The 14,348-nt window shown below is 37.1% G+C and carries 7 protein-coding genes; all 7 read left to right on the forward strand.

What is annotated here, in order from left to right; all coding sequences use genetic code 11:
* The first annotated feature begins 99 nt into the window (after positions 1–99).
* The 7 genes from AC6F8J_RS07770 to AC6F8J_RS07800 all read left to right on the forward strand — a co-directional run bounded on the left by AC6F8J_RS07770 (position 100) and on the right by AC6F8J_RS07800 (position 14,275).
* A complete protein-coding gene (locus AC6F8J_RS07770) occupies positions 100–5,016 on the forward strand; it encodes an alpha-2-macroglobulin family protein (RefSeq protein ID WP_500722280.1) in 4,917 nt (1,638 codons plus the stop codon).
* A 362-nt stretch (positions 5,017–5,378) separates the two neighbouring features.
* On the forward strand, positions 5,379–6,152 hold the full coding sequence (locus AC6F8J_RS07775; RefSeq protein ID WP_500722282.1) for a hypothetical protein: 774 nt from the start codon (positions 5,379–5,381) through the stop codon (positions 6,150–6,152).
* 445 nt (positions 6,153–6,597) lie between these two features.
* Positions 6,598–7,653, forward strand: coding sequence for a D-alanine--D-alanine ligase (locus AC6F8J_RS07780; RefSeq protein ID WP_500722284.1), 1,056 nt, complete (start codon positions 6,598–6,600; stop codon positions 7,651–7,653).
* 11 nt (positions 7,654–7,664) lie between these two features.
* Positions 7,665–8,087, forward strand: coding sequence for a DUF1934 family protein (locus AC6F8J_RS07785; RefSeq protein WP_500722286.1), 423 nt, complete (start codon positions 7,665–7,667; stop codon positions 8,085–8,087).
* 303 nt (positions 8,088–8,390) lie between these two features.
* On the forward strand, positions 8,391–11,363 hold the full coding sequence (locus tag AC6F8J_RS07790) for an S-layer homology domain-containing protein (protein WP_500722288.1): 2,973 nt from the start codon (positions 8,391–8,393) through the stop codon (positions 11,361–11,363).
* 14 nt (positions 11,364–11,377) lie between these two features.
* Complete coding sequence (locus tag AC6F8J_RS07795; protein ID WP_500722290.1) at positions 11,378–12,868, forward strand: S-layer homology domain-containing protein; 1,491 nt, start codon at positions 11,378–11,380, stop codon at positions 12,866–12,868.
* 21 nt (positions 12,869–12,889) lie between these two features.
* Positions 12,890–14,275, forward strand: a complete 1,386-nt coding sequence (locus AC6F8J_RS07800) for a S41 family peptidase (RefSeq protein WP_500722292.1) — start codon at positions 12,890–12,892, stop codon at positions 14,273–14,275.
* Positions 14,276–14,348 lie beyond the last annotated feature (73 nt).

Below are 14,348 nucleotides of genomic sequence, written 5' to 3' on the forward strand. Positions count from 1 at the left end.
TGATAGGATTTCATTAAGATGCCTGAGATAGTGTCTAAATACGCTTGAGATTCTCCGGTAAAGTTAAGTTATAACTATATGTTGGGAAGGAAGATTGAAATGGATAAAAGAGTCATCATTAGTTTCACAATGATTGTTGTTATGATTACAGGATTATTTGGTTATCAGTATTTTACAGGAAACAATTCAGGGTATGTTTATGCAGAAAGTTTTCGAGACGGTGTGTCCCTGACCCCTACAAAGATTGACAGTAGAGGGATTGATGTTACGACATCTTTTTTGATTGGTTTTGAAGAAGGAAAGGAAATGACTTTAGATGAAATCAAAGCGCAATTGATTATAAAACCTAAAGTTGTTTTTGACTTAGAAGAAGTGGATGAACAACTGGTGCTTAGTTTTGCCGAGCCATTAGAGGAAAACCAGGTATACAAGTTTTTAGTTGGGAATACTTCATGGGTTTTTCAAACAAAAAGTCTTTTTACTCTTGTAGGTAATTTACCGAGACATCAAGGGACTGGTGTACCAACGGACAGTGGCATCGAACTATATTTTAATGGAAAAGTGAAAGACTTGTCACAGTATTTTTCAATAGAACCAGTGGTAAATGGATATTTTGAATCCTATGGCAATACAATGGTGTTTATACCAAGGAAACTAGAACCGGAAACCTTGTATACGGTTACAGTCAAAGCAGGTTTGCCTCTTGAGGGTTCCAGTGAAACCTTGATAAAAGACCATGTTTTTTCTTTTGAAACAACTTCAACAGACAGTGGATTGTTTAAAGAACCAAAAGGCTATTTCAATTACAGAAGACTCTTAAACGACTTTTCGTCGAAAGAACCTTTATTCATACCATTTAATTTTTCGATTTATGATAAAAAAGCAGAAATGAAAATCACATCAAAAGTTTATGCCTATGATTCAATTGAAAGTTTTTCTAAGGCCATTGAAGATTATGGCAACTATCCGATTTGGTCTAATTTTAATCAAATACCGGAAGAAAGCGGAACATCCAATCTAGAAAAAGTATTGGATTTTGAACAGATTTTAGAGTCACCCGATGGTTATGAAGACAATCTTAGACTACCAACCATGTTAGAACCCGGATTTTATGTGGTTCAATCATCTTGGGAAGATATGTGGTTCCAGACATTCATACAGATTACGGACCTGAGTTATTATTATTTTGCAGATCATACCCAGGGTTATTTTTGGATGCACGATTTAGAAACACAAAAACCGGCTTCCGGCGCAAAAGTATCGATTATGGGAAGCTCTACAACAGCGATAGCCAATCAAGAAGGATTGGCAGTATTTGAAGACGATACCACAAAAGATATGGTTTTTTATCATCTGTCTTATAATAACATGGAGAGCTTGAATTATCAGTATAAAGGGTATAGATTTGATCAACAAGATTATTGGAATTATTTTCAAACAGATCGTGGTCTTTATCAACCGAATGATGAAGTAGCTTTCTTTGGTTTTCTTCAAAATAGAGAAACCGCTGATTATCCAAGCAAGGTTCGTATTGAAGTCACTAAACAGAATTGGTTTTTTAGAAGTTATTGGCCGGGTATGGACAAACAGATACCTTTGATTTCAAGGGAAGTACAACTTGAAAATGGTTTTCTTAAAGGTGAATTAGAATTACCGAATCTAGAAGCGGGAAGTTACCAGATGAACATCATGTTGGATGATCAAACATTGGCATCTCATCATATAATAGTTGATAAGTATGTCAAGCCGGATTACAAAATGGATTTATTCAAAGACAAAGAAGCCATATTTGTTGATGAATCATTGAATGTTAATGTGAATACCAGCTTTTTCGAAGGGACACCGGTTTCAGGCATTGATATTCAATACAATGTTTACGGTATAGGTCATGCAGAAGGTCAGATGACAACAGATTTAGAAGGCAATGCTCAATTTGTGTATACACCCGTCTATCATGAAGAGTATCAAGGTAATCACTATGGTGGTATTAATATTTTTGCGACCCTTCCTGAAAGCGGAGAAATCCATCACTCCGAGAATATAAGAATCTTTGCCAATGACATTCATGTGGGCATTGAATCAACTCTGAAAGAAACGGATGCTACAATTATAGCAAATGTGAATAAGATTACGCTTGAACGATTAAATAACGGTACAGCAGAGGATTCAAATGATTTCTTAGGACAAAGCGTACAAGGCCATGTTATAAAAGGTATTATTAAGAAAAATGAATGGGTGAAGACAGAAGTTGGAGAAAGTTATGATTTCATTCATAAAGTGGCGGTAAAAAAATATGAGTATAACTTAGTAACAACAGACTACCAAGCGGTTGAACTTATAACCAACAACCTTGGCGAAGCAAAGGTGAACTTGACACTACCCAAAGAAGACTTTGTACACTATAGCTTGGTGACTCAAACACAAGACACAAAAGGGCGTAGAATAGAGCAAACTCATTATTTTAATAACCATAATATTTTTGGATATGTAGAAGATAATAGGTTATTTATTGAATCAGATCAAGAAAGCTATGATCTTGATGAAACAATAAAGTTATCTCTTAAGGATAATGCCGGTAATTTAGAAGGTCTTGAGTATTTAATCATGTTTGGCACAGATGGTGTAAAAGAGCTTAAGATTGCAGATCAACCTAATCTGGATACGACTTATAAAAAAGCCTTTATGCCGAATGTAGAAGTCACAGGCGTTAGCTTCACCGGAGAAACATATCTAACAACAGAAGGCTTAAATATAAGCGTGAATAAAGAGCGTTTTAAGGTTGATTTGAAGGTAACAACGGATCAAACAACCTACAAACCGGGGGAAGAAGTAACCATAGAGGTAAAAGCAACTTACAAAGATGAAGATGGTACCACCAGAAGCCTCCCAAGTGGTATAGCCAATCTGAGTATTGTGGATGAAGCATTGTTTGCACTTAATGAGCAGGAAATCAATATACTAGAAAGTCTTTACGGTATGGTTTCAAGTGGCATTCATATTAAACAAGGCTCACATAATAACAGCAATTATCCCAATGGACCGATTTTTGGTGGTTTACGAGGTTATGGAATGATGACAGAAGGGATGGATATGGCCAAAGAAGAAGTGGCGGCGGAACAGCCAACATCTATAGCTTTGGATTCAGCAACAGGAGATCTAAATGTTCGTTCCGAATTTAAGGACACGGCTTTGTTCTTGAACTTGCAACTTAATGATCAAGGGTACGGAAAAATCAGTTTCAAGCTACCGGATAATGTTACAGCATGGCGTATAACAACAGCTGCCTTATCAGAAACTTTGTATGCAGGTTCAGAGAAAAAAGAATTAAAAGTAACCCTACCATTCTTCATTAATCCAGTCATGAACCGAACCTACCTGGTTGGGGATCAACCCTATGTCAATGTTGCCGGTTATGGTAACGCTATAAAAGAAGATGAGATTATTGAGTATGAGGTTGTAAGTGAAGAAATGGATTATACTTATTCAAGTAGAGGAAAGGCATTTGAAAAAATCAGTCTGCCTTTATGGAAGCTTGAAGCAGGTGACTATGATATACAAATAACAGCTAAGACAGAATCCGGCCTTACAGACAGCTATGTGGAAAGAATTCGCGTCATTAATACCTATCAGAAGATGGCTGTTATAGACACTTATCAAGCAACTAAGAATTTGAAAATTGTAACAGGCTCAGAAGATATGACAACCCTGACTTTTGCGGATCGATCAGCAGGTCAATATATATCGACTTTATACAATCTCTATTATTCAGAAGGGAAAAGAGTGGACCAGATCTACTTAGCATCTGTAGCAAAAGATAGACTAGGATCAATATTTAACATAGAATTACCGGAGGTAGAAGTTCAATTGTCAGATTATATAACAGATGAAGGCGGTATAACCTTACTCCCTTATAGTGAACTAGATCTTACAACAACGGTTAAGCTGGTTAATTATTTGGAAAACGAACAGCAGATTGCAGAAGTTAAAGCATTTCTATACAATGGACTATTTAAGAAAAATTCCGACTCAAGAGGACTTATGATCTATGGTTTAGCGAGGCTGGGTGAACCTATGCTACTTGAGTTAAATGACTATGTTATATCAGGCAATCTGAGTTTTGAGGATCATATCATTGCAGCCTTGGCTTATGGTAGCCTTGGTGATGATTTTATGGCTGAAAAACAATACAGAGAATTTATAAAACCATATGTAGAGCATTTTGATAATCAGGCTAGAATCATCTATGCAAATGATGAGGAAAGTCAGATTAGACATTCTTCAATGGTATTGCCATTACTTGCTATGTTAAATAATGAGGATGGGCAAAGGATGTTAAACTATGTGACTTCTAGACATTCAAAAATCTATTTAAACCACTTGGACCTCCTTCATTTTATTGATATTTGCTTGGAATCAGCCAATAAAAATGAAGCAACATTAACCTATCGCTATGATGGTGTCAACTATGACGTAGATTTTAAAGACTGGTGGGGCACTTCGGTGACTTTACCATCTGCTAAAATGGATGCCTTTGAGATTGTGGATGTAACCTCTGATGTATTGATTGCTGCAAGCTATGATAGCAATAATCTTATTGATCGGGAGAAGGATTCAAAAGTATCGGTTACAAGAAGTTATGAAGATTATAGAACCGGAGAGAAAAAATGGAACTTTAAGACCGGTGATATCGTCAAAGTAATCATAGATTGGAAAATTGATGAAAACGCCATCGATCAAAGCTATACCATTACAGATTATGCACCATCCGGTCTGGTACCAATGGAGAACCCTTGGGACTATGGATTGGAAGATCATTTCTACTGGTATAGAGATATTGAAGATCAAAGCGTGAAGTTTGGTGTATATAAAGATATAGAAAACTATAGACCAATGTTCTACTTTGCTAGGGTGATTTCACCAGGCTCTTTTACAGCAGACGCAACCATGATTCAAGGTATGTTGATAAAAGATAGTTTCAATCTTGGTGACAGGTCAACTGTTACCATTGAGCCATAAAAAAAGAAAAGCTCATGTAGGATCAAGCATAGTATTAAAAGGGGAAAAGTCAGACGGTTGGTCTGACTTTTTTTGTCTATTTTTTTTACTATTCAAAAAACTCACCTAATTCCATGAATTTGTGATATCTATCATTATATCGGCAGGCCAAAAAAGTAGATGGTTTGAGAGAATTGAAGTTAAACATCTGATAAGAAGGCCATTTTTAATGACTTAACAGTTGTAATTACCTTAGTCATTACAAGGGGTCACTTTAGTCATGTAAGTTAGTTACCATCTACACTATCTCTAATTTTGTTCTATATGGTACAATTTTCGTGACATGTCGGGAACATAATCAACTTAGCTATTAGGAGAGTATAATGAAAAAAAATATTTCAATATTATTATGTATGGTTATCATGCTTGCTTCAGTTAATACTGAATTACATGCAGCCAAGGATCAAAACAGTAGTTTTATGTTATATGAGAATTACGAAAAATATTCTGATGATATGTCAGAAATTCAAAAGTATGTTACAATAAAAAATGGCCAATATAAGCTCAATCTTAGCAAAGAAGTTAGAAAATTGTTTAACAAAGAAAGTATCTCTTATGCCAAACAGCATGTACAGGCACTTAATAACATAATTATACAGAATGAGATTAATAACTTAAGTTTGGAACAAGGCTTTACAATAGCAATTACTGACGAGAAGATAATTAAAGCATACGATGATGCAGGCTTTGATACCAAAGCTATCATTAATGATCAATCTATTATGTCAGAAAATCTGACAATTGAAAGATCAACAACTTACTCAAGAAGTTCCAGAACTCCATTAACTACTGGTGGTGTTACAAAGATAACTTTCATGTGGGATGGTATTGAAATCTGGTTAAGTTCAACTGCGACAAGATTAGTAGTAATTGGCGGCGCAGGTGCTTTGTCAGGTTTGTTTGCCAATGCACTTGGAGCAGCTGCACTTGCAGCAGCCATAGGAGGAGGTGTAGGTTCAATAGCTGGTGAATTACTCTCAGGTGTATCTTTCCCTCCTTTGGTCTACAAATACAGATTCGCTTCAATATATGACCAATATACTTGGCAAACCGCTGGTGGTGGAAAAGGTCCGTTCATGACTTATGTCAGGCATTAACGTAAAGGAGTATGACATTGAAAATAGTTAATATATTGTTTGATTGTATATTTGTAGCATTAACTCTTATAATCACGACTAGTTTAGATCTTGATAGATGGCTTTACTATGTCATTACTACTGTAACAATATTCACAATCATACGTACAGGTGACAAGCTGTTCGGTGATAAGAAATAAAAGGGGGCAGTCGGAAAATAGCCCTTATAGAAAATAGTATGGCACTATACGCCATACTATTTTTTTGCAAAGAATTAAGAACCATCTTCTCTCAGTCATATTATATAAAATTCCTACGCTAATAAGAAAATAGGTATTTAGAATAAAAAAATATAGACTATGGCACTTGAATATTTGGAAAAAAGCATATAGAATGTAGAAGGTAAGAAATACTTATGATAAAAGTAGTATTATGAAGAATAGCTAAGTGCTAATAGAGGTATAAGATGAAGCAAAATGTTGTGGTAATTTTTGGAGGGCAATCAACGGAACATGATATATCAAAAAGGTCGGTATTGACCTTCCTTAGATATATAGATCAAAGTAGCTATATTGTCAAAGTTGTTGGCATAACAAAAGAAGGCAAATGGCTTTTGGTAGAAGGTGGTATTGAAGAAATTCAATCCGGAGCATGGGAAAAAAGCAATGTTTCTGCAAGGCTTTTGCCGGATGCCACACTTAAGTCCCTGTTAATCCAAAGAGAAGAGAGCTTGGAATATTTCAAAGTGGATGTCGTTATACCGGTCCTACATGGATTGTATGGGGAAGACGGCTCTATACAAGGCTTACTAAAGCTTGCCAAGATTCCTTTTGTAGGTTGTGGTGTATTAGCATCGGCTGTATCCATGGATAAATTATACACCAAGTTGCTTGTAGAACCCCTTGGCATACGCCAAGCTAGGTATATAGGTGTGTATAAGGAAAGTTATGATCAAGAGGCTATTGAAAAAAAAGTAGTGAATCAACTGGGATATCCGGTATTTGTTAAGCCATCCAATGCAGGATCATCCATTGGAGTGTCCAAAGCGGTAGATGGCATTACTTTGCATAAAGCGCTTTTGAATGCTTTTATACACGATCGAAAAGTTCTTATTGAAGAGCATATAGATGGTAGAGAAGTAGAATGTGCTGTTATTGGCAACCTAGAGGTTAAAGCAACGGATGTTGGAGAAATTTTATCTGCAGAGGACTTTTATGACTTTGAATCAAAATACAATAATCCAGAGTCAAAAACTATACTATCAGCAGATATGCCGGAAGAAACCAGACAGCAAATTAGAGATGCAGCCATAGCTATTTTTAAAGCAGTTGATGGCCGAGGACTTTCAAGAGTGGACTTTTTCATTGAGAACCATACCGGTGAAGTGGTCTTTAATGAAATCAATACTTTTCCTGGCTTTACAGATATAAGCATGTATCCCATGCTGATTGAAGCTGAGGGAATTAGCAGAAGTGAATTGATTGATCATTTGATTCAGCTTGCAATAGATGATTGTGTTTAGTGGGTGATCCGATGAATAAGAATGTACTTATAAAAGTCAAAGGTATCCAAGGAAGTTTGGTTGAAGATGATGCCATCGAGATGATCACAACAGGACAGTATTTTGAAAAAAATGGAAAGACATATATTAAATATGAAGACACTGCCCTTGATGAAGACGTCGTTACATCTACAACCATTAAAATTGATACAGCACAGGTTAGTGTGTTAAGATTCGGTGCGACCAATACACAACTTATATTTGAGAAAGACCAAGAGCATTTCACCCCTTATGAAACACCATTTGGTGTTTTTGAGATTATTCTTAGGACGACAGATATTCAGTTTCATAAGGAAATGGATAAAGCGACTTTAAATGTGGCTTACAATATCGAAGTAAACCATACCGGTTCCATAGCATCCAATTTTCAAGTTGAGGTAACCAATCAAATGTAAAGGCTAAAGGCTGTCTCTGAAATTTGAGTCAGCTCATTTTCTTTTACTCCAGTACATCAGTCAAGACATCTTTTTTGTAATAGAATAGTCATTAAAATGGATGGGTAAAATGAAGGCAAATGCCGATATAATGGTTAAGGGTCAGAACTAAATAGTTGAACTTTTGCAGATCATATAAAGTTACGAGCGCATCAACGTAACTCTATATGAAATGTAAATTAGTGAAACTAAGTAATGAGCCTCTAACCATATGGTTAAGGGTCAGAAAATAAAACTCATCTACAAATTGATTCGGAGGTAAGTATGAATAGAAAAAGATGGATCATCTTATTAGGTTTAATATATGTTATACAATCCTCATGGACCAGTATGGCAGTAACAGATCGAGATATTCTATCAGATCCCGTTGCCAATGTGTATACAGCTAATATCCTTGGTCAAACTATATCCGATATCTTAAGTTTTACGGATGTGCCTAACAATCATTGGGCAAAAGATCCAATCACAAGATTAGGTGCACTATCGATTGTAAAAGGTTATAATGAAAACAACGCAATGCGTTATAGACCAAACGGGAATGTATCAAAGCAAGAAGCCTTGGCCTTTTTACTAAGAGTCATCGGACTTGAAGCGGCGGCCAATCAAGCAGCCGAAAACCTTGAAGTCGGTGAAGGTGAGGGCCTGCTTAACATCTGGTCAAAAGGCTACTTGCAAGTGGCAGCCAATAATGGTTTAATTACTCAATTAGACTTAGGCGATGGACTAATACTTGACCAAGAAGCCTTAGATCCTGAGTTTAATTTTATTCGCGCGCAAAATGTCACTAGAGAACAAGTGGCTATGTGGTTGGTACAAGCGATTAATATTGGAAATCCAGGTCGTATTGAACCTATTTATGTTAATAACAAGATCTTTACACTGAGTGACTGGCAAAGCATTGACTTAGCTTTTGTGCCCTATGTCGAAGCGGTCATGCAGGCAGGTATCATGATTGGAGACGCCAATAGATTTAGGCCAAAAGGAAGCTTGACAAGAGCGGAAATGGCACAAATCATTGCAAATATTGATGATATTCTTTATGAGACCCTTGATAAGACAGTAAAAGCCGGTATTGTTGGTAGCATTAGCGATGCCGGTGTAATCGGTTCTATAAACAATGAGAGCAAAAGAACCATATTAATTCGTAACGATGAAGGCTTAGTCGACCAAGTGGATTTAATCGTTACATCCAATGAACAAAACAAAATATCGAGATTAGATGTACCCGTACTTGGCCCAAGTGGCGTAAGAGGCCTATCTTCCTTAAGAGAAGGGCAGAGTATTGTTTATATCGTTGACAACACAACACTTGAAATGGAATATGTCGTCATTAAAGGTGATATAACCACCACACAAGTAAAAGGTGTCCTTCAACCACTGATAGACATTGATAATGGTAATATTACTGTAAAAAATACTTCAGGTGTACCGCTAACGTATAAGTTATCTGTTGGCCTATATGACCTTGAAGATAGACAGATAAAAATAGGTGAGTATTACAGATCTATTGACAATGCACCGGTATCAGAGACCATAACATTAACCATTCAAAACAATCTGGTGACCAAAATCGATCAGGAAGGTGCAACACCTCTTTCATCAGAAGTCAGCGGTATTGTAAAAGAAATCAATACACAATTTAATTTTATTACCATTGAAAAATGGGATGGTGGCGAAATCACAAAATATTTCAATAAGGATCAAGTACGTGTTGAAAAGCAGAATTATTATGATGTAGAAGATGAAATCGGATATATTGATGAGATTTTTCCTGAGTATGGATTTGATGAGAGAGATACAGGTATTGAAGCCATTGAGGTGGGTGATGTTGTTCATTTGTTAATGAGCAGCAATGGCCAATACATAGAAGCCATCAGCGCAAAAACCAATTACAATGTCAAATTTGGAGAGATTGTATCCATGGTATCTTATGGCGCAAATGGTGTTAATATTAGAGTCAACTATGGGGACGGTTCCATTGGTTCATTAAATGTGGACGGTTTTGTGCCGGTGTTACGTTCATCAAGAAACATTGGTGTCGGTAACCTCCAAGTAGGGCAAATGATAAAAATCCTCATGAATCAAGGTGTTCTTGCCCCAGGTACAGTCATAGAGACTGTAAAACAGATTGATGTAGACCCTTACGGCAATATCTATGCAAGAATTTATAAAGGCGATCTCGGCTATATGAATATGGCAACAGGCACTTTAAGTCTATTAAACAGTTATCATTTGACTAAAACCGGCTGGAGTGGCTATAATCCGATGACAGATTTAGAATTGTCAGGAGCAGGTGTTGAGATTTTCCATAATGGCAATCAGATTAGTTTAAGCTATGCGGATCGTTTTTTAAGAATAGATACGATGCAAGCCTATGTTGTAACAGAAAAACACTATGACCGTGAAAGAATCAAAAAAATTGTATTTGAAGACGGTCGAGATGATGTTCTGGCCTCAACCAATGTGAGTTATTCTAATGGCTATGATGCCATAAGACTTATAAGCTCTGTAGGCGATATAGGAATCAATCCGGGAACGATTGTACTTAAGAACAATCATATTGTATCTACAGGCAGCATCCTGTCACCGGATTATGCTCAAGTTGTATTAGCCGGTCAAGGTAGGGCTGTTATTGTCAATGTTTTACCTGAACCTAATAATGATGCTATATCTGTTTTTAGAGGGCGTATCAGCAATATTGAAACCAACCGTGAGGTGAAAGTTGAATCTCAAGCGATACTAAAAGATATGACTTGGATCTACTCACCCATACAAAGAGAATTCACACTTTCCTACGATACGATTATCATGGATGAATCCGGAAGTATACCCCTTAGCGACTTCATCGATTATTCGGAACTATCAAAAGTGGATGAAGTTTATACCATAATCGCAGAAGGTACCAAAGCCACCCATTTGATTAAAAATCCTTATGCAACGGAAGGCGTTGTAGGGGAGATATACAGCATAAACAATGATAATATAATAGGTATAAAAGATGCGTTGGTCTACGACAGTACGACAAAACTATGGACTGAGTTGAGTATTAGGAACAATTATGCTTCACTAGAAATCGTGACAGAATCCGTTATAATCAAGAACAATAAAGTTGTTGGTATGGAAGATTTGGAACTTGGGGATAGAGTTAGAGCCATGGTTACTGTGGACTTAAGTGAGCAGTTGAAACTAACAGATAACCGTCAAGCAACAGGTTACATCCTGTTTGTAGAAGATTAGAGAGGAAGATGGTCATGAGAAGACTTATAATAATGGGCATAATGATGACGCTTCTTCTAAGCCAAAGCGTATATGGTAAAGAAGGTGATATGGGGCATATGGGTGGGATATCCGAAGGCAGCAACCTTCCAAAAACCATTGAGAGATATGTTACCATACCCACAAATAAAACCAGAACCTATCAATACAAAGAAGTGGTATTTTTGTCTGGTGTACCGACAGAATTTAATGGTACTATAACGGTGAATAATGATGATAGCGTGACAAAGACAAAAACTGAAGGCAGTTATAAAGAAACGTATACAGTGACAGCAACAAGTGTAGAGGGTGAAGGTGAGCTTAATAGAACATTAGCTTTCACCACCTACTACAAGGTAAATAATAATATGGACTTCAAGAACCAGATTATTACCAACTCAGTCTTAACAGGTTGGGTTGAAGAAGTTACGGTAGGTGATATGGCATATACACTTGATAGAGTGGGATCATCTTATTCTAAGGCAGGTGTTAAGGATCTGACACCTGGTGTTGCTTATTTTAGCACTTCCATTTCATATGTAGCTAAATTCCTAGATGGTGATGGCAATCCCGTGACCTTAACAAGTAACGGTAGCAACTATGGTTATGATCAACCATGGTCAAAAATAGAGACCCAAGAAAGAAATATTGGCATTTCAAAAGGTGAAGGCAACTCAGGTAATATGCAAGTGAGAGTCCGAACGGTTCATGAAGCCAAAAAGACAATTTATTATGATGCGACGGAACCCTTTGCCATTAGTTTTGGAGGCACTTATAATCAACGTATGGAAAGCGAAAGTAATTTGACCTATGAAGTGCTTTCTTATCACAGCAATCTGACCAACAGGCAGAAAAGTGGCCGTATTTCCATTAAGATGGCCAACCAGATTGAAAAATTGCCGATTCCCGGTAACTTGGATTTTTTACAAGGACACTGGGCAGAGGCTGATTTTAAAAAGCTATACAGCATGGAGGTGTTCACAGAAGTACCCCATAGTGGTATGCAATATGAGGCAATGAGCAGAGGGGCTTATATTAAGGCACTTTGTCTTGCTATGAACATTGACATCTCAAAGTACACCACACGTCCCAAGACGGTCATCTTTGGCGACGTCCCTGTAACACATCCCTATTATCCATATATTATGGCGGCTTATGACCAGAAACTTATCAAAGGAACAGGTGAGAATTTCGATGTGGATCGCCCAATTAATAGAGAAGAAGCCTTTGTGGTCTATGTACGCGTTATAGGCTTGGAGCGTCTTGGCGTGACTGAATCCCCCATGACCCCATTTGTTGACGATGGGACCATCGCTTCATGGGCCAAAAAGGAGATTATGGCCGGATATAAGCTTGGGATTATTAAAGGAGATGAGCTTGGAAGGGTCAAGCCAAAGCAATGGATATCCAAGTCGGAAGCGGCGGCAATTATCAATAGGCTAATCGACTACTTAAGATCAGATATTGGAGAAGATTACCGTAAATAAGCAAATTTAAGGAGAACAATTATGAAACCTTGGTTAAAAAAAGCTACTGCATTTTTATTGTTTATGGCCATATCGTTGTCACCGGTTTACGGTGCAGAGCAAGGCGATACCTATGGAGGTCGACTTGAAAGTGTTATGCAGATGATTCTAAGCAATCACATCAATGCTGATGCATTAACTCCGGATATATTATTTGAGGCAGCCATGAATGGCGTTTTTGATATATTGGATCCCTACTCCATGTATATTGGCGCTCGTAACGCAGAGTCTTTTACAGATACCCTTAATAACTCTTACGTGGGTATTGGTGTTTCCTTGATTCAAGAAGGTGACTATGTCGTCATAGAACGCGTCTTTTTAGATGGACCGGCATATAAGGGTGGCCTTAAAGTTCATGATAAGATTATCAGTGCTCAAGGGACTTCTTTGATTGGGAAAACCCCTGCAGAAGCGGCTGCCATTATTATCGGAGAAGAAGGTACCAAAGTTACGCTTAGAATTAACAGGCAAGGCTATGAATTTGATATGACTTTAGTCCGAGGTAGAGTTACTATTAATGCCATAGACCAAGTCGATTTATCAGAATTATATCCGGACCTACCCAAAGCAGTTGTTGATCAAATCGGCTTCCTAAAGATTTCCAGTTTTACAAGAAATGTGGATGAAGAATTAGAACCAATTTTGGATGCCTATAAATCTCAAGGCAAAAAGTATTTGTTATTAGATATGAGAGATAATGGAGGTGGCTATGTGGATTCGGCAGTCAATGTATCGAATTTATTGGTGCCGGAAGGTCCTGTACTAAGATTTGTTAATAATACAGGGAGAGAAATAGTCTATTACTCAGAGCTAAAAGACCCTAGTTTTGAGATTGTTGCACTTGTAAACCGTAACAGCGCATCTGCTACGGAATTTGTAGCGGCGGCCATTAGTGAATCAGGTATAGGGAGTCTTGTTGGTGAAACAACGTATGGAAAAGGTTTGGCTCAATATCTGTATACCTTAGATGATGGTGCTGTTGTTAAGTTAACTCAAGAAACTTTTTATTCCAGAGCCAATAATCCAATTAATGACATGGGAGTAACACCAGAGGTTCTTGTCGAGTATCCCCAATATCTAACAAAGACAAGTAAATTTTATCCACATGATAAAAATGCTGAAATCATAGAAGTGGAAAAAATACTTGCATTTTTAGATTACGAAGTAGATACACCCGATGAGCTTTATGATAACAAAACCTTTGAAGCCATACGACAATTTCAAAGCGATCAAAAGGTATATGCCTATGGGATATGTGATTATTTAACCCAGGATCTATTGAATAAGGCTTTTATGGAAAAGAAAAATGAAAAAGATTTACAGCTTGATAAAGCGATAGAAACACTGATAATGCAAATGGAATTGTAGAAGAAAAATATAAAATTTCTTGACTTCTAAGAAGGCAAGTAATAGAATATAGAAGTTGTTTTGAAATGAGAAA

Source organism: Petrocella sp. (assembly GCF_059865615.1).

Coding starts and splice junctions, on each gene's coding strand:
- AC6F8J_RS07795 (WP_500722290.1), top strand. CDS start 11,378: ATGAGAAGACTTATAATAATGGGCATAATGATGACGCTTCTTCTAAGC.
- AC6F8J_RS07770 (WP_500722280.1), top strand. CDS start 100: ATGGATAAAAGAGTCATCATTAGTTTCACAATGATTGTTGTTATGATT.
- AC6F8J_RS07800 (WP_500722292.1), top strand. CDS start 12,890: ATGAAACCTTGGTTAAAAAAAGCTACTGCATTTTTATTGTTTATGGCC.
- AC6F8J_RS07780 (WP_500722284.1), top strand. CDS start 6,598: ATGAAGCAAAATGTTGTGGTAATTTTTGGAGGGCAATCAACGGAACAT.
- AC6F8J_RS07790 (WP_500722288.1), top strand. CDS start 8,391: ATGAATAGAAAAAGATGGATCATCTTATTAGGTTTAATATATGTTATA.
- AC6F8J_RS07775 (WP_500722282.1), top strand. CDS start 5,379: ATGAAAAAAAATATTTCAATATTATTATGTATGGTTATCATGCTTGCT.
- AC6F8J_RS07785 (WP_500722286.1), top strand. CDS start 7,665: ATGAATAAGAATGTACTTATAAAAGTCAAAGGTATCCAAGGAAGTTTG.